We start from the raw sequence: 21,733 nt of genomic DNA, 5'->3' as shown, positions 1-21,733 counted from the left end.
AATGGTTCTCATTAGCCTTACGATGAGGTCATGAAGAAGATCGTCGCCCCCCTCGCGCTCACCTCCGCCGCTGTCCTCGCGCTCGCCGGATGCTCGGCCGCGCCGACCTCGGCGGCGAGCGGCGGCGAAGGCGGCGGCGACGGCGCGATCCAGGTGGTCGCCAGCACCAATGTGTACGGCTCGCTGGTCGCGCAGATCGGCGGCGACCGCGTGGACGTGACCTCGATCATCAGCTCGGCCACGCAGGACCCGCACTCGTACGAGGCGACCGCCCGCGACCGGCTGACCGTGCAGAAGGCCGACCTCGTGATCGAGAACGGCGGCGGCTACGACGCCTTCGTCGACACGCTGCTGCAGGACGCCCAGGACCCGCACGTGATCACGGCAGTCGAGTTCGCCCACGACTTCCCCGGCAACGAGGGTCACGCCGAAGAAGAAGGCCACGCCGAGGACGAAGGCCACGACCACGCTGAGGAGGAGGGGCACGCCGAGGAAGAAAGCCACTCCGACGAAGAGGGCCACGAGGGCCACGACCACATCGAGGGCTTCAACGAGCACGTGTGGTTCGACCCGCACACCATGATCCACGTCGTCGAGTCGATCACGGACGAGCTCAGCGAGCTCGACCCCGACGGCACGGCCGACTTCGAGGCCAACGCCGCCGAGATCGCCGCCGATCTCGAGGGCTTCGAGACCGACCTCGCCGGCCTCCAGGCCGAGGCCGAGGGCAAGACCGTCTTCATCACCGAGCCGCTCCCCGGCTACCTCGCCGCCGCCGCCGGCCTCACCGACGCGACGCCGGAAGGATTCGCGGAGGCCGTCGAAGAGGGCACCGACGTCGCGCCGGCCGTCCTGCTGGATGCGCTGACCGTGATCGACAGCGGCACCCTCACGGCGCTGCTCACCAACGCGCAGACCGGAGGCGCCGAGACCCAGCGCGTCGAGGAGGCCGCGAAGGCTGCCGGCATCCCCGTCGTGGCCTTCACGGAGCTGCTGGAGGACGGATCGTCGTACTCTGAGTGGATGCGTGATGCGATCAAGAACCTCGCCGCCGCGATCCAGTCGTGACGGGCGGCGCTGACCTGCGCTCACAGGCAGCGGATACCGCGGTCCCGGTGCTCGAGATCGCGGGCGCCTCGCTGCACCGCGACGACCGCGAACTCTGGTCGGGGCTCGATCTGACCGTGCGCGCGGGGGAGTTCATCGCGGTGCTCGGACCCTCGGGCTCGGGCAAGACCACGCTGCTGCGCAGCATCCTCGGACTCCAGCCGCTCTCCTCGGGCAGCATCCGCGTGGCGGGTCAGCCCGTGCACCGGGGGAACTCCCGCATCGGCTACGTCCCCCAGCAGCGCTCGCTCGCCCCCGACACCAGCATGCGCGCCCGCGATCTCGTCGCCCTGGGGGTGCAGGGGAGTCGGTTCGGCTTCCCCATCCCGCACCGGGGCGACCGGGCCAAGGTCGACCGACTCCTCGATTCCGTCGGCGCCGCGCACTTCGCCGAACGCCGGGTGGGGATGCTGTCCGGCGGTGAGCAGCAACGTCTCCGCGTGGGCCAGGCCCTCGCCGACGAGCCCTCGCTCCTGCTGTGCGACGAGCCCCTGTCGAACCTCGACCTCGCGAACCAGCTCGCCGTGACCGACATCATCGATCGGCAGCGCAAGGACCGGGATGCCGCGGTGCTGTTCGTCACGCACGACATCAACCCGATCCTCGGCCGCGTCGACCGCATCCTCTACATCGCCGGCGGACGATTCCTGCTCGGCACCCCGGACGAGGTGCTGCAGACCCGCGTGCTGACCGAGCTCTACGGCACCCCGGTGTTCGTGCTGCGGGCGGGGGACCGCCTCGTGGTGGTCGGGGTTCCCGACGCGGAGCACCACGAGCACGGCGACCACGCGCAGGGAGGGATGGCATGATCTCCCTCACCCGCACGGTCCCGATGCTCGACTGGAGCGACGTCTTCTCGTTCCAGGATTACGGCGAGCTCGTCGCCCTGCTCGCCAACTCGATCGTCGCCGGTGCCGTGCTCGGCATCGTGGGCGGACTGATCGGCGTCTTCGTGATGCAGCGCGACCTCGCCTTCGCGGTGCACGGCGTGAGCGAGCTGTCGTTCGCCGGTGCTGCCGCCGCGCTGCTGTTCGGCGGCAGCGTCGTGGCCGGTTCCCTCGGCGGCGCGCTCGTCGCGGCGATCCTGATCGGGGTCCTCGGTGCGAAGGCCCGGGATCGCAACTCGATCGTCGGCGTGCTCATGCCCTTCGGGCTGGGCCTCGGCATCCTGTTCCTGTCGCTCTACGAGGGGCGGAGCGCGAACCGCTTCAGCCTGCTCACCGGGCAGATCGTCTCGGTCTCGAGCCCTGACCTCGGCTGGCTCATCGGCATCAGCATGGTCGTGCTGATCGGCCTCCTCGTGATGTGGAACCCCCTGCGGTTCGACTCGCTCGATCCGGAGTCCGCCGCGGCGCGCGGAGTGCCCACGCGGGCGGTGAGCCTGCTGTTCATGGTGCTGCTCGGCCTGATCGTCGCCGTCAGCGTGCACATCATCGGTGCGCTGCTGGTGATGGCGCTGCTGGTCACGCCCGCGGCCGCAGCGATGCGCGTCACGGCAGGACCGGTCGCGGTGCCGCTGCTGGCCGCGCTGTTCGGGTTCGTCTCGGCGGTCGGCGGCATCCTGCTCGCACTCGCGGGCTCGCTGCCGGTGAGCCCGTACATCACGACGCTGTCGTTCACGATCTACGTCGTGTGCTGGATCGTGCAGCGGACACGGGCCCGCGTGCGCCGTGTGCGCGCCTGAGGCGACGGCTCCGGTTCTCCCAGCCCCCGGCAACTCCGGCGGATTAGACTCGTCGTATGGCTCAGCGGAACACCTGGCAGCGCGAACGCGTGCGCGAAGCCCTCGCCGACGCGCGCGGATTCGTGAGCGCGCAGAGTCTGCACGCCGCGTTGCGCGATGACAACACCGGCATCGGGCTCGCCACGGTCTATCGCACGCTGTCCGGCCTCGCCGCCGCCGGAGACGCCGACTCCCTGCAGAGCCCGGAGGGCGAGGCCCTGTATCGGGCCTGCACGACCCAGGGGCACCATCACCACCTGATCTGTCGCTCGTGCGGTCTCACGGTCGAGATCGAGGCCACCGACGTCGAGCAGTGGGCCCACCGCACGGCCGCCCTGCACGGTTTCACGGATGCCGCGCACGTGGTCGACATCTTCGGATACTGCACCCCCTGCGCCAACAAGCGCGAGAACGCCGGAGCAGCATCCGCGTGAGCCTGCTCACCCCGCCGCGGCACTCGCATCGCCCGACGACCCGGTCGCCGCGATCGGTGTGGATCGGCGTCGGACTCGGCGCCGCCATCGTGGCCGCGCTCTTCCTGATCGACCGGTTCCTGCCCGCCCTGTTCCCCGCGTCGCTCCCGACGCGCGCCCAGGACGGCCTGACGCTCGCCTTGAGCGTGCTGATCGAGGCGCTCCCGTTCGTCGTGCTCGGGGTGCTGCTCTCGATCGTCGTCCAGGTCTGGCTCCCCGCCGACCTGATCCACCGCTGGCTGCCGCGGCGGGCCTGGGCGCGGCGGGCCGTGCTGTCTCTGCTCGGCATGCTGATCCCGGTGTGCGAGTGCGGCAACGTGCCGTTCGCGCGCGGTCTCATGATGCGCGGCCTCGCCCCGGCGGAGGCGCTCACCTTCCTCATCGCGGCGCCGATCGTGAACCCGATCGTGATCCTGACGACGCACGCCGCGTTCGGATGGGACGGCGGCATCCTGGTCGCCCGACTCGTCGGCGGCTACCTCATCGCGAACCTGATCGGCTGGATCTTCAGCCGTCACCCCGACCAGAACTCCCTGCTGACGCAGCGGTTCGTCGACACCTGCGACCGTGTGACCCACGAGCACGGCACGCCGATGAAGCGCAGCCTCACGCAGTTCCTCGTCGAGCTGCGGGCCGTGATGCCGGCGCTCGTGATCGGATCGGCCCTCGCCGGGGCCGTGCAGGTGCTCATCCCCCGCGACACCCTTCTCGCGATCGGGTCGAACCCGGTGCTCTCGATCCTCACCATGATGGCGCTCGCGATGACGGTGGCGATCTGCTCCAATGTCGACGCGTTCTTCGCGCTGTCCTTCGCCTCGACGTTCTCGTCGGGCGCGCTCATCGCCTTCCTGCTGGTCGGACCCCTGGTCGACGTCAAGATGCTCGCGCTCATGCGCACGACGTTCACGACGCGCACGCTCGCGGTGATCGTCGGCGTCGTGGTGACCGCGGCCTTCGCGATCGGGATCGGGGTGAACGTCCTTGTCTGAGCAGCTCTCCTCGCGCGCCCGTGCCCGTGCGCTCGGCTCCCGCTGGCTCGGTGTGGGGCTCGCGACGCTCATCTCGATCGTCACGCTCGGTCTCGCCGTCACCGGTCGGCTGACGCTGTACATCAGCCCGGAGACGATCTGGTTCGCGTGCGCCGCCGCGGTGGTCACCCTGGCCGGGGCGATCTGGTCGTGCACGCTGCCGCTCGGCGTCGAAGGCGACCACGGGCACGATCACGGCCCCGCGGCGGCCCCGGCTGGCCCTGCTCCGGTCGAGACCGGTGCTCCGGATGCGGCTGCTGCTGCGGCTGCGGCTGCCTCGCCCTCCCCGCGTCGCACTCTCGCCGCCGTCGGCGCGGTCACCGGTGGCGTGCTGGCCTCCGGCGTCGCGATCGCCGCGCTCGTGCTGCCGCCGGCCACGCTGTCCGTCGACCTCGCGATGTCGCGCGCGGGCGAGCAGACGGCCCTGTTCGCGGGGGCCGACACGGTGACGCTGGGTGTCGCCGACACCTCCACGTTCGGCGTCGGCGACTGGGCGAGCGTGTTCGCGACCTCGACCAACACCGCGGCGTACGACGGGTCGCCCGTCACGCTCACCGGCTTCGTCACGCCCGCGTCCTCGGGTGCCGACGGCGTCAACCTCACCCGTCTGGTGATCACGCACTGCGTGATCGACGCGCAGACGGCGACTCTGCCCGTGACGGTCGATGCCGGCGAGTTCGACACGGGACAGTGGGTCGAGATCACCGGCACGGTCCGGGCGGATGCCGACGGCTCGCTGCACGTCGACCCGACCGACGTCGTCGCGATCGACGAGCCCGGGGACCCCTATGAGTACTGACGACGAGCACGCGACCGGGTCGCCGGTGCCGCAGACACGGGCGGAGATGCGTGCCGCGCGTGAGGCGGCGGCGCGCGCCGCGGAGGTCGCCGCGGGGCGAGCCCCCGTGGACGCCGAGGCCGACGGGGAGGCGGAGCGTGCGGAGGCGGAGCGTGCCGAGGCCGAGCGTGCCGACGAGGAGCGTGCCGAGGCCGAGCGTGTGGCGGCCGAGCGTGCGGAGGCCGAGCGTGCCGACGAGGAGCGTGCCGAGGCCGAGCGCGCGAATGCCGCCCGTGTGGAGGCCGAGCGCGCGGTCGCGGAGCGTGCGGAGGCCGAGGAGGAGGAGCGCGCCGAGGAAGCCGACCGGGTGGAGGCCGAGCGCGCCGCCGCAGCCCTGGCAGCCGCGCGACCCGCGGAACCGGCCGCAGACGAGCCGCCGCCGCGCGCCACGGCCACGACGGACACCCCTGCGGCGCGAGACCGTCCCGGTCGTCGCTTCCTGCTGACGATCGCGGCCGTGCTCGGGGTCCTGATCCTTGTCGGCACCGGCCTCGGGGTCGTCAGCCTGACGCAGGGCCCGCGCCTCACCGAGGTCCAGTCCGACCCCGCGCAGGCGATCGAATCGTCCGGCAGTCGGGTGATCCTGACCGCCAACCAGTCGCTGACCGGAATCGACCCGGCACAGGTCACGGTCGATCCGGCGGTGCCGTTCACGATCGACGCGGCCGGTCGTGGCATCGGCATCCGCTTCACCGTCCCGCTCGACGACGAGACCGAGTACACGATCCGCGTGTCCGATGTCGTGGGCGCGGGCGGAGGACCGAGCGCGGTCCTCGAGACGAGCTTCACGACGCCGGCTTCCAGCATCTTCCTGCTGCGCCGGGACGTCGACGGCGACGACACCATCTTCCGCACCGACCTCAGCGGCCAGGAGGCCGTGCCGGTCTTCGCCCACGATCAGATCAACGACTTCCGGGCGACCTCCACGCAGCTCGTCGTGGCGGTCGCCGACGACGACGGATCGACGCTGCTCGTGATGAACCGCGACGGGTCCGAGCCGCGCGAGCTGCCGCTGCCCGGTGAGGGGTACGTCGGCGCGATCCAGGTGTCGGAGCGCGGCGGACTGGTCGGCTACAGCTACTCCGACCGAGAGCTCAGCGACACCGAGGGGCGGGCGAGCGTGCTGGTCACCCAGTCGCTGAGCGGTGATGACGAACCCGTGATCGCCGAGGTCGCGGGCGAGGAGGCCAGTGTCTTCTCCTGGCAGTTCGTGCCCGACAGCGCCGCTCTGCTGTTCATCGACTTCGACGGGGCGCTCTCGCTCGTCGACCGCTCCAGCGACGCCGGTGTGCAGTCGCTCGGCCTCGCCGCGAACATCCAGGGCGTCTCCCGAGGCACCTACACCGCGATCGTCGAGCGACTCGACGGCACCGTGGTCGAGCTGAACCTCACCGACGGATCGGAGGCGCCCCTCGCGGCATCCGAACCCGACTACGGGATCGCGTCGACGATCACGCCCTTCCCCGGGGGCACCTTGAGGCACGTCGTCGCCCGCGATGCGAACGGCATCCCGGAGGGGCAGGCCGTCGTCCGTGTCAACGAGAAGGGTGCCGCCGAACCGCTCGTCGACGTCGGATCCGCGGATTCGATCCTGCAGGCGTGCGCCTCGCCGAGCGGTCAGTACGCGGCGGTCGTGATCGCGCCGGACCTGACGAACAACCCCTACGACGGCATGCTGCTGCCGCTGCCGGAGAACATGGAGACGCACCTGTTCGACCTCCGCACCGGCGAGGAGATCGTGGCCCTCACCGGCTTCGACGCGTCGTGGTGCCAGACGGCACCGCGATTCTGATGACGTCCGGGTCCGCCCCGGGCGACGCGGGGCCGCAGAAGCCGCCGCTGCTGCGTCGAGCCCGCCGAGGCGATCTGGGAGGTCTCCCGGTCGAGGTCGCGCCGCGGCTGCTGGGCGCGGAACTCCGCACGGTCGTCGCCGCGCCGCGTGACGTCGGCGGCGATCCGGTCGAGGTGCGGCTGCGCATCACCGAGGTCGAGGCCTACCACGGGCAGGGGACCGGGCCGCGGGCGGACCCCGGTTCGCATGCGCGCAGCGGACGCACGGCACGGAACGCCACGATGTGGGGCGAGCCCGGGCATCTCTACGTGTACCTGAGTCACGGCATCCACTCGTGCGTCAACGTCGTCGCCGGAGCGGAGGGCGAGGCCGGCGGGATCCTGCTGCGCGCCGGCGAGGTCGTCGAGGGAGTGGATGTCGCGGCGCAGCGCCGCGGTGCGGCGGCTCCGCTGAGTGCGACGGCGCGGCGCGATCTGGCGCGCGGGCCGGGGCGTCTGGGGCAGGCGGTGGGGCTGCGGCATCCGCTCCATGACGGCATCGACGCGGTCACGGGGGAGCTCTGGCGGGGTGCCAGCGCGGAGCTCTGGCTCGGGGAGCCGCTGGCCGAGGTCGCGACCGGTCCGCGCGTCGGGGTCGCGGGTGTCGCGGGAACGGATGCCTTTGCCTGGCGCTTCTGGATCCCGTCCGAGCCCACCGTCTCCGCGTTCCGGTGGGGTCGGGGCGCGCGTGAGGCGAGCGCGCTGCCCGCGGCCCCCGACACGCCCGGCGCGTCGGGCGTGCTAAACTGACTCCTTGTCTGCGCACACTCCTGTGCGCAGTTCGCGTGCTTCCCCTTCTTCGGCCGAGAGATCGGCGGGTCGAGGTTGCGTGCAGACAAGGGATCTTGGGTGAGGCCGTCCGGCCTCACGGTAAAGAAGGAGTCACCATCATGGCAGCAGTGTGCCAGGTGACCGGAGCTGTTCCCGGTTTCGGTCACAATGTCTCGCACTCGCACCGCCGGACGAAGCGCCGCTTCGACCCGAACGTGCAGAAGAAGACCTATTTCGTTCCCTCGCTCGGTCGTAAGATCACGCTCAACGTGTCCGCCAAGGGCATCAAGGTGATCGACGTCCGCGGCATCGAGAACGTGGTCAAGGACCTCAAGGCGAAGGGTGTGAAGCTCTAATGGCCAAGAAGGCTCAGGACGTCCGTCCGATCATCAAGCTGCGTTCCACGGCAGGTACGGGATACACGTACGTGACCAAGAAGAACCGCCGCAACACCCCCGACCGCCTCGTGCTCAAGAAGTACGACCCGGTCATCCGTCAGCACGTCGAATTCCGAGAGGAGCGTTGATCAATGGCTAAGAAGAGCAAGATCGCTCGCAACGAGCAGCGCAAGGTCATCGTCGAGCGTTACGCCGAGCGTCGCGCCGAGCTGAAGAAGACCCTGGTCGACCCGACCGCGACCGACGAGGCCCGTGAGGCCGCCCGCGTCGGCCTGCAGAAGCTTCCGCGCAACGCGTCGCCGGCTCGCGTGCGTTCGCGCGACGTCATCGACGGCCGCCCCCGCGGTGTCCTGACGAAGTTCGGCATCTCGCGTGTCCGCTTCCGTGACATGGCGCACCGCGGCGAGCTGCCCGGCGTGACCAAGTCCAGCTGGTAAGCACCCGCACGTGAAGGGGCGAGGATCTTCGGATCCTCGCCCCTTCACGTGCCCGCGTGGGTTCGGGTCCCGGGGGGTTCGGGTGCCGGGGCCGTTCGGGCGCGCGGGTTCGGGCTCGCGGGGTCCCTGCCCGGCGCGCGGGTTCGGGAGGAGTTCTCGGCCTCGGGCGGCGTCCCCGGCGCGATGGGTCCGCCCGAGAGGAGGAACTCCTCCCACGCCTCTGTCCTCCCTACGCCCTCTCCTCCCTGCGCCGTCCCTCCCGACGCCCTCCCCTCCGGACGCCCTCTCCGAGGCCCAGTCCAAGGCCCTGTCCGGGGCCCCCTGCCGCGCCCTGCCGAACGCCCTGTCCGCCGCGGGGAGGAACTCTCGGCCTCGGGCGGCGTTTCCGGCGCGATGGGTCCGCCCGAGAGCAACAGTTCCTCCCCGGCGGACGACCGCACCGGCCCGCGCAACTGCTCCTGCACGACGGGCCATCCGGCCGCACTCTCCCCGGAAGGCGGATATCGAGGGGTGAGTGGATGCCGTGCGCGGCCATCATCGGGGGATGGATCTGATCGCGGTGATGTCGCAGAGGAATGGGGTCGCGCGCGTCGCGACGCTGAGGCGGGCAGGCGTGTCCGAGCACGCCCTGAGACGGGCGGTCCGCAGCGGCAGGCTCGTGTCGGTGCGCCGCGGATGGGTCGCGCTCGACGGGGCTGATCCGCAGCTCGTCGCGGCGGCGACTCGCGGCGTCGTCCTGAGCTGCATCACGCTCGCCGCACGGAAAGGGCTGTGGGTGCGCGACGCCTCCGCGCCGCATGTGGCGGCACCGCCGAAGGCCGGCCACACGCGGAGCGGCCCCGGGGTCACCCACTGGAATCGGCCGGTCATCCCCCGCGACCCGGACGCGTGCGAGGACACTCTCGAGAACGCCCTGGTGCTCGTCGCCCGCTGCCAGCCGCACGAGAGCGCGCTGGCGACGTGGGAGTCGGCCCTGCGGCAGAAGCTCGTCGATCCCGGCATCCTCGCGCGGGCACCGTTGCCGCCGGCGGCGCGACGTCTGCTCGCGGAAGCGCGGCCCTTCTCCGACTCCGGCACCGAGAGCATCTTCCGGACCCGCTTGGGCTGGTTGCCGGTGCCGCTGACGCCGCAGGTGTGGATTCTGGGACATCGTGTCGACTTCCTGATCGGAGATCGCCTGGTCGTCCAGATCGACGGAGGGCATCAGGTCGGCGCACAGCGCACGAGCGACATCGCGCACGACGCCCTGCTGACGCTGCACGGGTATCACGTGATCCGGATCGGCTACGACCAGTTGATGCATCGGTGGCCGGGGGTGCAGCGCACGATCCTCGCGGCGATCGGGCAGCGGCTGCACGAGGCGGCGTGAGACCGCGTGGGGCGGTGCGAGTCATGTCGGGCGGAGATCACGCGCTCGGGAGGGGGCTCATCCGGGCATCCTCCGCCCGAGACCGAGTTCTCCGCCCGAGGGGTCGAGGGCCCGAAAACCTGTGACTGGAGTGACAAAAGTGGTGCAACACGCCCCGGAAATCGCCAAAACCCGCGAAATGACGCGGAAATGTCGGCTGACGTTGATACATTCAAGGCGGTCACTCGACCAGGAGCATCCGCTCCGACACCTACAACGATGCGACGGGATCTCGTCGCTGGAGGATGACATGGCTGACAAGTCCATCACCAAGACCGAGCTCGTCGCGAGCATCGCAAGCGCCACGGGTCAGAGCCAGGCCACCGTCTCCGGTGTCCTCGACTCGCTGTTCGCCACGGTCTCCGACGCTGTTGCCAAGGGCAGCAAGGTCTCGATCCCGGGCTGGATCTCGTTCGAGCAGGTCGACACCGCTGCCCGCACCGGCCGCAACCCGCAGACCGGCGCCGAGATCAAGATCCCGGCCGGCAAGCGCGTCAAGGTCACCGCTGGCTCCAAGCTGAAGGCTGCCGTCAAGTAATCCGACTGCCGCTCACGAAGGCCGTCGCCCCTCGGGGTGGCGGCCTTCTGCGTGTGCGGTCGGTGAGCCGGCCGGGGCGCCGCGGCTTAGGCTGGAGGGGTGACTTCCCGCGCCGTGACGACCAGCCGGAGTCCGGCGTATCGTCTTGCCGGCGTCGGCATCCTGCTCTCGGCCTCCGTGGTGGGTGTCGTGATCGCGCTGGCTCTCGGCGGTGGCGCGGCCCCGCTGCTCCTGCAGGATCCCGGTGCCTTCGTGCGCTGGTCGATCCCGATCGCGAAACTGGTCATGAACGTCGCCGCCGCCGCGATGCTCGGCTCGCTCGTGCTCGCCCTGTTCGCCCTGCGCAGTGAGACCGAGCCCTTCGACGCGGCCCTGAACACGGCCTCGATCGGTGCTGCCGTGTTCACGGTCTCCGCGGGCTTCACGGGCTTCCTCACGTTCATGGCGGCGTTCAACCCGAGGCTCAGCATCGAGAACGAGTTCGGTGCGCAGCTGGGCCGATACCTGCTGCAGACGTCCCTCGGACAGTCGTGGCTGATCACGACCGTCCTCGGCTCCGTCATCACCGTGCTCGCGTTCGCGTGGCGCACGTGGACGCCGACGCTGCTCACGGCCGTCCTCGCCGCCGTCTCCTTCCTGCCGCTCGCGACGCAGGGGCACTCCGGTGACCTCGCCGGCCACAACGTCGCCGTCAACTCGATCCTGCTGCACACGATCGGTGCGGCGGTCTGGCTCGGCGGCCTGCTGCTTCTCGTGCTGTTCCGAGGCCGCGGTGATGTCGACACCCCGCGCCTCGTCGCCCGGTACTCCTCGCTCGCGATCGCCGCCTTCTTCGTGGTCGCGGTCTCCGGGATCGCCCGCTCGGTCGTCGCCCTGGGTGACTGGAGCCAACTCGCCACGGCGTACGGCGCGATCCTGATCGTCAAGGCCCTCCTGCTCACCGCGATGGGGCTACTGGGTGCCTGGTACCGCGCTCGCCTGATCCCGAAGCTCACGGGGGACCGGTCGTCGCGGTGGTTCTGGATGCTGGTGCTCTGCGAGGTCGCGCTGATGGGTCTGGCCTCCGGAGCGGCGGCCGCACTCGCGCGCACCCCTCCGCCCACCGGCGAGGAGGCCGCGTTCGCGCAGACCCCCGCCGAGGTGCTCACGCGTTCCGCGCTGCCGCCCGACTTCACGATCGACCGCTGGTTCACCGCCTGGGACCTCGACATCCTGTGGCTGGTGGCCGCGGGCTTCGGTCTGTTCCTGTACGCCGCCGGCGCCATCCGCCTGCACCGCCGGGGAGACCGCTGGCCGATCCACCGCACCGTGTTCTGGGTGCTGGGCATCCTGCTGCTGGTGTGGGTCACGAGCGGTCCGATCAACGCCTACCAGGAGTACCTGTTCAGCGTGCACATGCTCGGGCACATGATGCTCTCGATGGCGATCCCGCTGATGCTGGTCGCCGGCGCTCCGGTCACCCTGGCGCTGCGCGCGGTGCACAAGCGCGACGACGGCACGCGGGGCGGCCGGGAGTGGATCCTGTGGGCGGTGCATTCCCCGTTCTCCCGCGTCGTCACGCATCCGTTCGTCGCCGCCGCGATCTTCATCGTGTCGCTGTGGGCGTTCTACTTCACCGATCTGGTGCGGTGGTCGATGTTCGAGCACCTCGGTCACGAGTGGATGGTCGCCCACTTCCTGATCACGGGCTACCTGTTCGTGCTCAGCCTCGTCGGCGCCGATCCCGTGCCGTACCGTCTGCCGTATCCGGGGCGCCTGATCACGCTGATCGCCGTGATGGCGATGCACGCCTTCTTCGGTGTCGCGATCATGATGCAGGAAGGGCTGATGGTGGCCGACTGGTTCGGTGCCATGGGCCGCGACTGGGGCCCCACTCCGATGGAGGACCAGTACATCGGCGGTGGCATCGCCTGGTCCATCGGCGAGATCCCGACGCTGATCCTCGCGATCACGGTCGCGATCCAGTGGAGTCGCAGCGACACCAAGCTGCAGCGGCGCCGCGACCGTCATGCCGACCGCACGGGCGACGCCGAGCTCGAGGAGTACAACGCCAAGCTCGCGGCCATCGCGGAGCGCGATCGTCGCGCGGAGAGCGCACGGCGCTGAGCGACCTCAGCCCGCGGGCTGCTCCTCGGGCGACCCGACGCGGATCGACGCCGAGCCGTCGGGCAGGATCACGATCGTGCCGTTGACCTGGAAGGGGACATCCTCGGACACGTCCTGGATGGAGCCGTCGAACAGGGACTGGATCTCGACCTCGAGGTGAGCCACGGCATCCGCGGTCGGGATCAGCCAGTGCCCGGTGTCATCGGGTGCGACCGTGACGGTCGGCTGCGCCGCGATCGACCAGGCCGGGGTCGAGGCGATCCGGTTGCTCACCTGCAGGCCGAACGGGCAGGCCGTCGGCTGGAGCACCTCCTGGGTGGCGCATTCCGCCAGGAACTCCTCGACGCGCTGCTGCACCACCGCGACGAACTCCGGGGTCGGCTCGGTCTGCACGTCGAGCGGGGTGATGGCCAGGGGGGTGTCGGCGAGCACGCCGGAACCGGACGATTCGGCGATCGGAGTGTCGACGGTCACCGAATACAGGCCGGGGGTGAAGACGAGCAGCGGCAGTGATTCGAGGGCATCGGCATCGACGCCGTCGGGGGAGATCTGCCGGCGGTCGACCTCGAAGCCGTTCACCGCGAACTGATCCGCGCCGCTCACCGTGAGCTCGACCACGGCCAGCGGACTCGTCTGGAACCGCCAGTTCGGGGTGACACCGAGCCACCCGTCGCGCTCGATCACGAACGTGGTGGTGCCGGCGTGGCCCGCCGCCTTGTAACTGACGGTGACGGCCGTCCCCGCATCGGCGGGCTCCTCCGACTCGACGTGCACGTCGGTGAGGGGCGCGAGCGCGGAGCGACGGAGCATCGCCTCGGATGCCGCGGTGTCGATCCCCGCCGTGGAGAGGGTCGCCCGGTCGATCGCGACGCCGGGAACGCGGAGCGCGTCGGCCGCACGGCCCTCGGACAGCAGTTCGAGGTAGCGCACGACGAAGGCCGACGGCCCGTAGAACTGTTGGTAGAGCGCGATGCCGCCGGCGCCGAGGGCGGCGATCAGCAGCACCCCGACCAGGGCCAGCAGCGTGAGATCGACGCCGAGACGGGAGCGCCGAGGCCTCGTCGTCTCCCGCGTGTGCATGGCGTCAGTCTAGGAGGGCGTCCTGGGATGACGCCGAGCGCCGCGACGGTGCGGCGGACGGCGGGCCGTAGCATGGGAGGGCTACCGCGTCCGCCCGCGTCCCCGTGAGAGTTCCGTGTCCCCTCCCGCCCTGTCCGATGAGCAGAACGAGCTCTTCCGACTCATCGAGGACACCGGGAAACACGTCTTCATCACCGGCCGCGCCGGCACCGGCAAATCGACGCTGCTGCGGCACTTCGCCTGGCACACGAAGAAGCAGATCGCGATCTGCGCCCCCACCGGCGTCGCCGCCCTCAACGTGGAGGGGCAGACGATCCATTCGCTGTTCCGCTTGCCGATCGGGCTGATCGCCGACGGGGACATCGACCAGAACGATGCGACCCGCCGCGTCCTCAACGCGATCGAGACCCTCGTGATCGATGAGATCTCGATGGTGAACGCCGACCTGATGGACGCCATCGACCGTTCGCTGCGGCAGGCCAGGGGGCGACGGGGCGAGCCCTTCGGCGGCGTGCAGATCGTGATGTTCGGCGATCCGTACCAGCTCGCTCCCGTGCCGCCGCGGGGCGACGAGGCCCGGTACGTGCAGGACCACTACCGCTCGTTCTGGTTCTTCGACGCCAAGGTCTGGGCCGGGGGCACGATGGGGTCGGGTGTGCACGGGCCGGGCTCCTCCGACCAGCAGGGGCTGTTCGAGGTGGACACCAGGGCCGAGCTGCACGTGCGCGAGCTGGTGCAGATCCACCGCCAGTCGGATGACGGGTTCAAGGCCATGCTCAACGCGGTGCGCTACGGCCGCGTGACCGCCGAGATCGCCGGAATCCTGAACGCGCAGGGCGCCAGGACGCCGCCCGATCCCGAACCGGGCGAGGTGCCGATGATCACCCTCGCCACCCGCAACGACATCGTGAACGGCATCAACAGCCGTCACCTGGCCGCGCTGCCGGGCAAGGAGCAGACGGCACGCGCCGAGGTCAGCGGCGACTTCGGCCGCGGCGAGGCGTCGCTGCCGGCGGAGTCGGAGCTGAAGCTGAAGGTCGGCGCCCAGGTGATGTTCCTGCGCAACGACACCGCCATGACGGGGGATCCTCCGCGGTGGGTGAACGGGACGATCGGCACGGTGGTGCGCATCCTCGGGAGCTCGGTGCGGGTCGACATCGACGGCGAGGAGGTGGAGGTCGAGCCCGCCGTCTGGGAGCGGTTCCGTTACGCCTACGACCAGAGCACGAAGAAGCTCAGCCGCGACGTGGTCGCCGAGTTCACCCAGTTCCCGCTGCGGCTCGCCTGGGCGGTGACGATCCACAAGTCGCAGGGCAAGACCTACGAGCGGGCGATCATCGACCTGGGGTCGGGAGCCTTCGCGCCGGGCCAGACCTACGTCGCCCTGAGCCGCCTCACCTCGCTCGACGGGCTGTACCTGTCGCGCGCGCTGCGCCCCCGCGACATCCGGGTGGACGAGGACGTACGCCGCTTCATGCGCGATGCCTGGCTCGCGGCGTCCACGCCGGAGCTGCCGAAGAGCTGAACCCGTGCGGGAGAGTCGAGGTCAGGCGGCGGCGCGGGCGCGGTCGAGGTCTTCGAACAGTTCGGTGTTGAAGCGGTAGGCGAGGAGGACCTCGTCGATGACGCGCTCCCGTTCCGCGGCATCCCACGGGGCGGCATCGAGCTGCTCGCGGTAGACGTCCTTGAACGCCGAGGGATCCGCGATGTCGTCGAAGAGGTAGAACCCGATGCCGTTCGTCTCGAAGCCGAACCGACGGGCCATCACGCGTCCGATGAAGATGCCGCCCGAGAGGTCGCCGAGGTAACGGGTGTAGTGGTGCGCCACGAAACCGCCGGCCCACGTCGCACCGACCTGGCGGATGCGCTCCACGTAGCGCTGAGTGGTGGGGAGCGGACTGATCCGCGACCGCCATTCGGGGCCGAGCAGGTACGCCAGATCGGCCTCCAACGCGGGGAGGCGTGTGAGCTTGTCGCTGAGGAAGACCGAGGCCACGGCATCCTGCCGCATGCGCTCGCCCGCGGATTCCAGGGCCTCGTAGATGAAGTAGTGCTGCGAGACGAGCGAGATGTAGTCCTCGCGCGATCCCACGCCCTTGAGGAGGTCGGACATGAAGCCGGCACCCTCACTGCGCGAGTGCGATCCGGACGATCGCTCGCGCAGCGCGGCAGAGAAGGAGAGGATCTCGGTCATGACCCCAGTGTAAGGGTTACCTAACTCGGCGGGAAGCCCCGGATTCGGGGGACGCCGCGTGCTGTCGTCGCGTCGCGACCGCCCGTGTCAGGCGTGCGGGCGCGGCTCGACGCCCAGGCGCGCGCAGGCGAGGTCGTAGAGCGCCACGACCTCGCGTCGCACGGCGGGGCGATCATCGATGGGGCCGCCCGGCCACGGCACCCGCAGCTCGGAGGTGCTTCCCGCGCGGACGACGTCCCACCGCCCGCCGTCGCCGTCGAAGCCCGTCATCGTCGCGTCGGTGATCTCACCGTCGGCCGGCTCCGCGAAGGCGCGGGCTATCAGGATGTTGTCGTCGGTGTGGTCGTGGTTCATGTGTCGCAGCACGGCGCCGACCACGTCGGTATCGAAGGAGTGGGGCACATCCTCACTCTAGGCGTCGGGTCAATGCGGACTTTCAGGATCCGCGTTCTAGACTCGGGAGACATCTCTCGGGGGTTCTCCATGCCACTTCTCTCGTCGCGCCTCCGGCGCGCCGCCGCGGCCAGTGCGGTCGTGCTCGGTCTCGTGCTCGTCGGGTGCACCTCGGAGGAGAGCTTCAGCTACACGCCGCCCGCGCAGGTCGAGGGTGATCTGCCCGACGACACGGTCGCCGCGATGCAGGCAGCGGTCGACAACGCGCTCGTCTCGTCCGGAGCCAGCGGTGCCGTCGTCGGCGTCTGGGTTCCGTGGAGCGGCAGCTGGGTCACCGGCGTGGGCACGCAGGGGCCGGGCGGTGAGCCGCTCGACACGGACATGTCGTTCCGCATCGCCGACGTGACCCGACTGATGACGTGCGACGTGCTGTACGCCCTCGCGGACGAAGGGACCGTCGAGCTCGACGCTCCCGTGCCCGACTACGTCTCGGGCGTGGCCGACATGGTCGACATCACTCTGCTCGACCTCTGCAACGGGACCAGCGGGGCGGGCGCTTCCGAGCCGACCCTGAAGTCCTCCTGGTTGAACACCCCGGAGCGCGTCTGGGCGCCGCTGGAGCTCGCCGGGTACGGACTCGGCCGGGACCGCGTCGCCCCCCACACCACCTACCGAGACTCCGATGCCGGGTACCTGCTGCTCGGGCTCGCGCTCGAGCGCGCATCGGGGATGTCGGCATCCGAGCTGATCGCCGAATACGTCACCGAGCCTCTCGGACTCTCGGGCACCTCGCTTCCGCGCGCCGCCGCCGCTCCGCCCGCTGCGGGTCCCGTCGTGAACGGGCACTACCTCACCCCGGTCGAGGGCGGCTACAACTGCGCCGCACCGGTCGACATCACGACGCTGTCGTCGAGCGTCGGCTTCACCGACTCCGGCGCCGTCTCGACCATCACCGATCTCGGCCGCTACGTGCAGGCCGAGGCGGCGCAGGTGCTCCGCACGCAGGACACCCCTGACCGCTTCGGGTCTCCTCTTCCGATGAGCTCGGGAGCACCCTCGTGGTACCAGGCCACCGGCGGGGCGATCCTCGTCGGGTCGATGATCGGCCAGGGCGGCTGGGTGCCGGGCTATGCGACCGCCGCGTACTCCGACCCCGCCACCGGCTTCACGGTCGCGGTCGTGCTCAACGACTCGACCCAGGGCGCGGCCCTCGCACAGTACCTGGCGTGGGAGCTGTCGGCGATCGCGTCGAAGGCGCCGGCGGCCGAGGGGCAGACGGCCCCCGAGTTCGGGCTGCCGTTCACGGCCGAGCAGTACCACCAGGCGATCACGGACGCCGCCATCACCTGCGTCGCGCCGGTGGAGTGACCGTGCCGAGGATGCCGCGATGACGATCGTCGACAACGCGATCTACGTCGACGGCGTGCGCACCGAGAACCCCCAGAGCCTCAGCGAGACCTTCGAACTGATGCGCTCCCGGGGCGGGATGAGCTGGATCGGTCTCTACCGGCCCAGCGCGCAGGAGATCCGCGAGGTGGCCGACGAGTTCGGCATCCATGCGCTCGTCGTGGAGGACGCCCTCTCGGGGCACCAGCGCTCGAAGCTGGAGCGCTACGGCGAGGTGCTGTTCATGGTGCTGCGGCCGGCGCGCTACCTCGACGAGAGCGAAGAGGTCGAGTTCGGCGAGGTGCACGTGCTGGTCGGCCCCGACTTCGTGGTGACCATCCGCCACGCGGAGTCGCCGGACCTGGCGCGTGTCCGACACCGACTGGAGTCCGACCCGACGCTGCTCGCGCGCGGACCGGAAGCCGTGCTGTACGCGATCCTCGACGAGGTCGTCGACGAGTACACCCCGGTGCTGGCCGGACTCGAGAACGACATCGACGAGATCGAGAGCCAGCTGTTCGTGCAGGACGTGGACGCCACGCAGCGCATCTACGAGCTCGGCCGCGAGGTGATCGACTTCCAGCGCGCGACGCAACCGCTGTCGGGGATGCTGGAGGCGCTGCTGCGCGGATCCGAGAAGTACCGGGTCGATGAGGAACTGCAGCGCTATCTGCGCGACGTGCTCGACCACACGCTGCGGGTCGCCGACCGGGCGACGACCTTCCGCACCGTGCTCGACAACGCGCTCACGGTCGAGTCGACGATCGTGGCGCGACGCCAGAACGATGAGATGCGCCGGATGACAGAGCTCAGCATCCGTCAGAACGACGAGGTCAAGAAGATCTCGGGGTGGGCGGCGATCCTGTTCGCTCCCACGCTGGTCGGCACCGTCTACGGCATGAACTTCGATCACATGCCCGAGCTGCATTGGACGCTCGGCTACCCGATGGCGATCGCGCTCATGCTGGCGATGGGCGTGGGGCTCTACGCGGCCTTCAAGCGCAAGGGCTGGCTGTGATGGCGCGCACCGCCACCGCCCTGCTCGTGATCGACGTGCAGGAGTCGTTCCGGCAGCGCGCGCGGGAGTGGGCGGACACCGCGAATCCCCGCGTGCTCGACAACGTCGCGCTGCTCGTCGATCACGCACGCGCCGTCGGCGATCCGGTCGTGTGGGTCACGCATGCCGAGCCCGGCAGCGGCGGGGTGTTCGACCCGGCGCTCGGGTTCGTGCGGGTGATGTCGGAGTTCGAGCCGCAGGCGGGCGAGCCCGCGGTCACGAAGACCTCGGCGAACGCCTTCACCTCCACCGATCTGCAGCGGCAGCTGGACGCAGCGGGAATCCGCAGGGTCGTGGTGTGCGGCATCCGCACCGAGCAGTGCTGCGAGACCACGGCCCGGGTCGCGAACGACCTGGGCTACGAGGTCGAGTTCGTCACCGACGCCACCACGACCTCGGCGATCCCCGCGACCGAGCACCTCTCGGCCGTGTCGGGGGAGGAGCTCATGCGCCGGACGGAGAGCATCCTGTCGGCGCGCGGCTTCGCCACGATCGTCCGCACGCAGGATCGGGTGTCGACCGCCTGAGGGCGGCTACTTCCCGTCGGCCTCCGGCATCCCGGGGCCGGGGCCCGGGCGGACGGCGGCGTCATCGGCGATGTCGATCCGCGTGACGCCGTCTCGCTCCGACACCTCGATGCGCGGGGCCGCATCGGCCTCGGTCGCATCGGGAGCCGAGGTCAGCTGATCGTGACGCTTCTCCTCGCTCGTCATCGCGTCATCCGCGGTGTTGTCCGTGCTCATGCTGTCAGGCGTGCCCATGGTCGGTCCTCTCGTCATCCTGCGGGGTGGTCTCGTTCTGCGGGGTGGTCGTGTCCTGCGGGTCGTGATCGGCGCGCTCCGAGCGGCGCCGAGACCAGCGGGTGAGCGCGAAGAGCACCGCGCCGATCGCGAGCAGGACAGCGCCGAACAGCCACACGATCGGGCGCTGCTGGCTGAGCAGCAGGAGGCAGGACGCGATGCCGAGCACGGGCACGAAGGTCCACACCCGGAAGTGGTCGTGATCCACGCGGTCGCGCCGCAGCACGAGCACGGAGATGTTGGCGCTGAGGAACACGAACAGCAGCAGCAGCACCACGGTCTCGGCGAGCGTCGCGAGGTCTCCGACCAGGGTCAGCCCCATCGCGACGAGCGTCGTGGTGAGGATCGCGACCCACGGGGTCTTGCGCCGAGGCAGCACACGGCCGAGCACGGCGGGCAGCAGGGTCTGCTCGGCCATGCCGTAGGTGAGCCTGCTGACCATGATCATGGTCAGCAGCGCCCCGTTGGCGACGGCGATGAGGGCGATCAGGCTGAACAGCCAGGACGGGACGCTGACACCGGTGGCCTCGACGACCGCGAGCAGCGGCCCGGAGGATTCCTGCAGCTCGGAGGCGGGCAGGGCGATCGAACTCGCCAGCCCCACCAGCAGATAGACGGCGCCCGCCGTGAACAGCGCGGCGAAGAGGGCACGGGGATACGTGCGGCGCGGATCCTTGACCTCTTCGATCATGTTCGCCGAGGTCTCGAATCCCACGAAGGAGTAGTAGGCGATGACGGCGCCGGCGAGCACCGAGACCGCCACGCCGGTCCCTTCCGGAGCGGCGGTGACGCGGGAGACGTCGCCGCCCCCGCCGCCGACGAAGATCGCGACGACCGCGATCACGATCACGAGTCCGCTCAGCTCGATCGCCGTCATCACCAGGTTGGCGCCCAGGGACTCGCGGATGCCGCGGGCGTTGAGGGCGGCGACCACGGCGAGGAAGACGATCGCGACGGGGATGGTCGGCAGGTCGAGGAAGGTGCGGAAGTAGTCGCCGGCGAAGGCGATCGCCAGGCCCGCCGCACTGGTCACTCCGGCGGCCAGCATGCTGAAGCCGACGAGGAACGACACCAGCGGACTGCGGAACGCGCGCTCCGCGAAGACCGCGGCCCCGCCGGCGCGGGGGTACTTGGTCACGAGTTCGGCGTACGAGCCCGCGGTCAGCAGCGCGAGGCCGAGGGCGAGCAGGAGCGGAGCCCACAGCATCCCGCCGACCTTCTCGGACAGCACGCCCATGAGCGCGTAGATCCCCGCGCCCAGGACGTCTCCGAGGATGAAGGCGAACAGCAGGGGTCCGGTGATGGCCCGTCGTAGGCGCGTCGGGGCGCCCTCGGCGGCAGCGGTCTCAGTGGTCATCCGCTCACCGTAGGGGCGTACGGGGCGTGGTGGGACGGGGTTGACAGCGGGCGGGATGCGACAGCGGGTGGCGAGATCCGTCGTGCGGTGGATGTGCGCGCCGCACGGGGCGTCGTACCGTGGGGCCATGTTGATCGTCGAAGAGCTTCACCTCCTGCTGCTGCGACCGGACGGACGCCCCGAGGTGGCGGCGGGCGGCTACCGCCTGTACGCCGAGATCGCGGCGGCTGTCGTCGATCTGACCCTGCACGGACGGGTGGTGCTGACGGAGGAGAAGCGGCCGCGGGTGCAGGTGGTGTCGACGGAACCCACCGGAGACCCGGTGCTGGACGACCTGCTCGTCCGCCTGGCGCCGTCGAGCGGGAAGCATCTCGATTCGCTCGTGGTGTCGTCGAAGTTCGACCCGCTCGACCAGGTCGTCGCCTCGCTCGTCAGGCAGGGCATCCTCGCCCGGGGCGAGCGGGGGTTCTTCGGCTGGGGCGCGGAGCGCACGCCCGAGTCCGATCCGGGGCCGGAGATGCTCCTGCGCGCCCGGCTCGCCGCGGTGCTGGCGGGAACGGCGGCACCGAGCCAGGCCGATCTCGCGCTGCTGGCGATCCTGCACGGACTCAACGCCGCATATCCGCTGCTGCGTCACGATCTCGGGGAGATGAAGGCCTCGCAGGTCCGCGCCCGCATCGAGGCGCTCGCCGACGGGTCGGCTGCGGGTGGCGCCGTCTCCGGAGCCGTGAACGCGGCGATCATGGTGGTGATGATGGCGGTGATGACCCCCGTGATGGTCGCGACGACCATGAGCTGACCGGGAGTGG

At 70.4% G+C, this 21,733-nt stretch carries 24 protein-coding genes; 19 read left to right on the top strand and 5 right to left on the bottom strand.

Features of this window, described 5'->3' with window-relative positions; translation table 11 throughout:
- Positions 1-30: 30 nt before the first annotated feature.
- The 14 genes from ACWA14_RS15270 to ACWA14_RS15205 all read left to right on the top strand — a co-directional run bounded on the left by ACWA14_RS15270 (position 31) and on the right by ACWA14_RS15205 (position 12,657).
- The gene (locus ACWA14_RS15270) at positions 31-1,068 is read left to right on the top strand and encodes a metal ABC transporter solute-binding protein, Zn/Mn family (protein ID WP_463795232.1); all 1,038 of its coding nucleotides are present in this window, start codon (positions 31-33) and stop codon (positions 1,066-1,068) included.
- Positions 1,065-1,916, top strand: coding sequence for a metal ABC transporter ATP-binding protein (locus ACWA14_RS15265; RefSeq protein ID WP_463795229.1), 852 nt, complete (start codon positions 1,065-1,067; stop codon positions 1,914-1,916). Before ACWA14_RS15270 ends, ACWA14_RS15265 begins: the two co-directional genes overlap by 4 nt.
- Entirely contained in the window at positions 1,913-2,791 is an 879-nt protein-coding gene (locus tag ACWA14_RS15260) for a metal ABC transporter permease (RefSeq protein WP_463795228.1), read from the top strand. The genes ACWA14_RS15265 and ACWA14_RS15260 overlap by 4 nt, the downstream gene beginning before the upstream one ends.
- 56 nt (positions 2,792-2,847) lie before the next feature.
- Positions 2,848-3,264 carry a Fur family transcriptional regulator gene (locus tag ACWA14_RS15255; RefSeq protein ID WP_463795226.1) on the top strand — a complete coding sequence of 139 codons (417 nt, stop codon included), beginning with the start codon at positions 2,848-2,850 and terminating at the stop codon, positions 3,262-3,264.
- 2 nt (positions 3,265-3,266) lie between these two features.
- On the top strand, positions 3,267-4,292 hold the full coding sequence (locus ACWA14_RS15250; RefSeq protein WP_463797456.1) for a permease: 1,026 nt from the start codon (positions 3,267-3,269) through the stop codon (positions 4,290-4,292).
- On the top strand, positions 4,285-5,130 hold the full coding sequence (locus ACWA14_RS15245) for a TIGR03943 family putative permease subunit (protein ID WP_463795224.1): 846 nt from the start codon (positions 4,285-4,287) through the stop codon (positions 5,128-5,130). The genes ACWA14_RS15250 and ACWA14_RS15245 overlap by 8 nt, the downstream gene beginning before the upstream one ends.
- Complete coding sequence (locus ACWA14_RS15240) at positions 5,120-6,961, top strand: TolB-like translocation protein (protein ID WP_463795223.1); 1,842 nt, start codon at positions 5,120-5,122, stop codon at positions 6,959-6,961. Before ACWA14_RS15245 ends, ACWA14_RS15240 begins: the two co-directional genes overlap by 11 nt.
- Positions 6,961-7,749, top strand: coding sequence for a DNA-3-methyladenine glycosylase (locus tag ACWA14_RS15235; protein WP_463795221.1), 789 nt, complete (start codon positions 6,961-6,963; stop codon positions 7,747-7,749). The genes ACWA14_RS15240 and ACWA14_RS15235 overlap by 1 nt, the downstream gene beginning before the upstream one ends.
- 140 nt (positions 7,750-7,889) lie before the next feature.
- Positions 7,890-8,126, top strand: coding sequence for a 50S ribosomal protein L28 (gene rpmB / locus ACWA14_RS15230; protein WP_463795218.1), 237 nt, complete (start codon positions 7,890-7,892; stop codon positions 8,124-8,126).
- Positions 8,126-8,296 carry a 50S ribosomal protein L33 gene (gene rpmG, locus ACWA14_RS15225; protein ID WP_017203558.1) on the top strand — a complete coding sequence of 57 codons (171 nt, stop codon included), beginning with the start codon at positions 8,126-8,128 and terminating at the stop codon, positions 8,294-8,296. Before rpmB ends, rpmG begins: the two co-directional genes overlap by 1 nt.
- A 3-nt stretch (positions 8,297-8,299) precedes the next feature.
- Positions 8,300-8,605, top strand: coding sequence for a 30S ribosomal protein S14 (gene rpsN / locus ACWA14_RS15220; RefSeq protein WP_463795212.1), 306 nt, complete (start codon positions 8,300-8,302; stop codon positions 8,603-8,605).
- Between the two features lie 544 nt (positions 8,606-9,149).
- Positions 9,150-9,974 (top strand): type IV toxin-antitoxin system AbiEi family antitoxin domain-containing protein, encoded by an 825-nt coding sequence (locus tag ACWA14_RS15215; RefSeq protein WP_463795207.1) that lies wholly within the window; start codon positions 9,150-9,152, stop codon positions 9,972-9,974.
- A 289-nt stretch (positions 9,975-10,263) separates the two neighbouring features.
- Positions 10,264-10,551, top strand: coding sequence for an HU family DNA-binding protein (locus ACWA14_RS15210; protein WP_017203554.1), 288 nt, complete (start codon positions 10,264-10,266; stop codon positions 10,549-10,551).
- Between the two features lie 99 nt (positions 10,552-10,650).
- The gene (locus ACWA14_RS15205; RefSeq protein ID WP_463795201.1) at positions 10,651-12,657 is read left to right on the top strand and encodes a bifunctional copper resistance protein CopD/cytochrome c oxidase assembly protein; all 2,007 of its coding nucleotides are present in this window, start codon (positions 10,651-10,653) and stop codon (positions 12,655-12,657) included.
- A gap of 6 nt (positions 12,658-12,663) precedes the next feature.
- On the opposite strand, the gene ACWA14_RS15200 is transcribed toward ACWA14_RS15205, so the two are convergent.
- On the bottom strand, positions 12,664-13,737 hold the full coding sequence (locus ACWA14_RS15200; protein ID WP_463795199.1) for a hypothetical protein: 1,074 nt from the start codon (positions 13,735-13,737) through the stop codon (positions 12,664-12,666).
- A gap of 115 nt (positions 13,738-13,852) precedes the next feature.
- Here ACWA14_RS15200 and ACWA14_RS15195 point away from each other — a divergent pair, with 115 nt between their 5' ends.
- Positions 13,853-15,262, top strand: a complete 1,410-nt coding sequence (locus tag ACWA14_RS15195) for an ATP-dependent DNA helicase (protein WP_463795197.1) — start codon at positions 13,853-13,855, stop codon at positions 15,260-15,262.
- 21 nt (positions 15,263-15,283) lie between these two features.
- Here ACWA14_RS15195 and ACWA14_RS15190 read toward each other — a convergent pair whose 3' ends face one another.
- Positions 15,284-15,931 carry a biliverdin-producing heme oxygenase gene (locus ACWA14_RS15190; RefSeq protein ID WP_463795195.1) on the bottom strand — a complete coding sequence of 216 codons (648 nt, stop codon included), beginning with the start codon at positions 15,929-15,931 and terminating at the stop codon, positions 15,284-15,286.
- Between the two features lie 87 nt (positions 15,932-16,018).
- Positions 16,019-16,333 (bottom strand): DUF2470 domain-containing protein, encoded by a 315-nt coding sequence (locus tag ACWA14_RS15185; RefSeq protein WP_463795193.1) that lies wholly within the window; start codon positions 16,331-16,333, stop codon positions 16,019-16,021.
- Between the two features lie 81 nt (positions 16,334-16,414).
- On the opposite strand from ACWA14_RS15185, the gene ACWA14_RS15180 reads away from it, so the two are divergent.
- Genes ACWA14_RS15180 through ACWA14_RS15170 form a run of 3 tightly spaced genes read left to right on the top strand, consistent with a single transcriptional unit; the run spans position 16,415 to position 19,294 of the window.
- Positions 16,415-17,692, top strand: coding sequence for a serine hydrolase domain-containing protein (locus ACWA14_RS15180; RefSeq protein WP_463795191.1), 1,278 nt, complete (start codon positions 16,415-16,417; stop codon positions 17,690-17,692).
- A 19-nt stretch (positions 17,693-17,711) separates the two neighbouring features.
- Positions 17,712-18,728, top strand: a complete 1,017-nt coding sequence (gene corA / locus ACWA14_RS15175) for a magnesium/cobalt transporter CorA (protein WP_463795190.1) — start codon at positions 17,712-17,714, stop codon at positions 18,726-18,728.
- Entirely contained in the window at positions 18,728-19,294 is a 567-nt protein-coding gene (locus ACWA14_RS15170) for an isochorismatase family protein (protein WP_463795187.1), read from the top strand. The genes corA and ACWA14_RS15170 overlap by 1 nt, the downstream gene beginning before the upstream one ends.
- A gap of 6 nt (positions 19,295-19,300) precedes the next feature.
- On the opposite strand, the gene ACWA14_RS15165 is transcribed toward ACWA14_RS15170, so the two are convergent.
- The gene (locus tag ACWA14_RS15165; protein ID WP_463795185.1) at positions 19,301-19,510 is read right to left on the bottom strand and encodes a multidrug transporter; all 210 of its coding nucleotides are present in this window, start codon (positions 19,508-19,510) and stop codon (positions 19,301-19,303) included.
- Positions 19,511-19,514: 4 nt separating this feature from the next.
- Positions 19,515-20,924, bottom strand: a complete 1,410-nt coding sequence (locus ACWA14_RS15160; protein WP_463795183.1) for an APC family permease — start codon at positions 20,922-20,924, stop codon at positions 19,515-19,517.
- Between the two features lie 127 nt (positions 20,925-21,051).
- On the opposite strand from ACWA14_RS15160, the gene ACWA14_RS15155 reads away from it, so the two are divergent.
- Positions 21,052-21,723: a GOLPH3/VPS74 family protein gene (locus tag ACWA14_RS15155; RefSeq protein ID WP_463795180.1), complete on the top strand. Its 672-nt coding sequence runs from the start codon at positions 21,052-21,054 to the stop codon at positions 21,721-21,723.
- Positions 21,724-21,733 lie beyond the last annotated feature (10 nt).

It is taken from the genome of Microbacterium sp. TW_SC_2 (assembly GCF_055361165.1).
This window is presented reverse-complemented; position numbering and strand designations above follow the sequence as displayed.

What these genes read in the sequence shown, in the direction of transcription:
- ACWA14_RS15270 (WP_463795232.1), top strand. Translation starts at nt 31, where the DNA reads ATGAAGAAGATCGTCGCCCCCCTCGCGCTCACCTCCGCCGCTGTCCTC.
- ACWA14_RS15260 (WP_463795228.1), top strand. Translation starts at nt 1,913, where the DNA reads ATGATCTCCCTCACCCGCACGGTCCCGATGCTCGACTGGAGCGACGTC.
- ACWA14_RS15255 (WP_463795226.1), top strand. Translation starts at nt 2,848, where the DNA reads ATGGCTCAGCGGAACACCTGGCAGCGCGAACGCGTGCGCGAAGCCCTC.
- ACWA14_RS15240 (WP_463795223.1), top strand. Translation starts at nt 5,120, where the DNA reads ATGAGTACTGACGACGAGCACGCGACCGGGTCGCCGGTGCCGCAGACA.
- ACWA14_RS15235 (WP_463795221.1), top strand. Translation starts at nt 6,961, where the DNA reads ATGACGTCCGGGTCCGCCCCGGGCGACGCGGGGCCGCAGAAGCCGCCG.
- rpmB (WP_463795218.1), top strand. Translation starts at nt 7,890, where the DNA reads ATGGCAGCAGTGTGCCAGGTGACCGGAGCTGTTCCCGGTTTCGGTCAC.
- rpmG (WP_017203558.1), top strand. Translation starts at nt 8,126, where the DNA reads ATGGCCAAGAAGGCTCAGGACGTCCGTCCGATCATCAAGCTGCGTTCC.
- rpsN (WP_463795212.1), top strand. Translation starts at nt 8,300, where the DNA reads ATGGCTAAGAAGAGCAAGATCGCTCGCAACGAGCAGCGCAAGGTCATC.
- ACWA14_RS15215 (WP_463795207.1), top strand. Translation starts at nt 9,150, where the DNA reads ATGGATCTGATCGCGGTGATGTCGCAGAGGAATGGGGTCGCGCGCGTC.
- ACWA14_RS15210 (WP_017203554.1), top strand. Translation starts at nt 10,264, where the DNA reads ATGGCTGACAAGTCCATCACCAAGACCGAGCTCGTCGCGAGCATCGCA.
- ACWA14_RS15200 (WP_463795199.1), bottom strand. Translation starts at nt 13,737, where the DNA reads ATGCACACGCGGGAGACGACGAGGCCTCGGCGCTCCCGTCTCGGCGTC.
- ACWA14_RS15190 (WP_463795195.1), bottom strand. Translation starts at nt 15,931, where the DNA reads ATGACCGAGATCCTCTCCTTCTCTGCCGCGCTGCGCGAGCGATCGTCC.
- ACWA14_RS15180 (WP_463795191.1), top strand. Translation starts at nt 16,415, where the DNA reads ATGCCACTTCTCTCGTCGCGCCTCCGGCGCGCCGCCGCGGCCAGTGCG.
- corA (WP_463795190.1), top strand. Translation starts at nt 17,712, where the DNA reads ATGACGATCGTCGACAACGCGATCTACGTCGACGGCGTGCGCACCGAG.
- ACWA14_RS15170 (WP_463795187.1), top strand. Translation starts at nt 18,728, where the DNA reads ATGGCGCGCACCGCCACCGCCCTGCTCGTGATCGACGTGCAGGAGTCG.
- ACWA14_RS15165 (WP_463795185.1), bottom strand. Translation starts at nt 19,510, where the DNA reads ATGAGCACGGACAACACCGCGGATGACGCGATGACGAGCGAGGAGAAG.
- ACWA14_RS15160 (WP_463795183.1), bottom strand. Translation starts at nt 20,924, where the DNA reads ATGACCACTGAGACCGCTGCCGCCGAGGGCGCCCCGACGCGCCTACGA.
- ACWA14_RS15155 (WP_463795180.1), top strand. Translation starts at nt 21,052, where the DNA reads ATGTTGATCGTCGAAGAGCTTCACCTCCTGCTGCTGCGACCGGACGGA.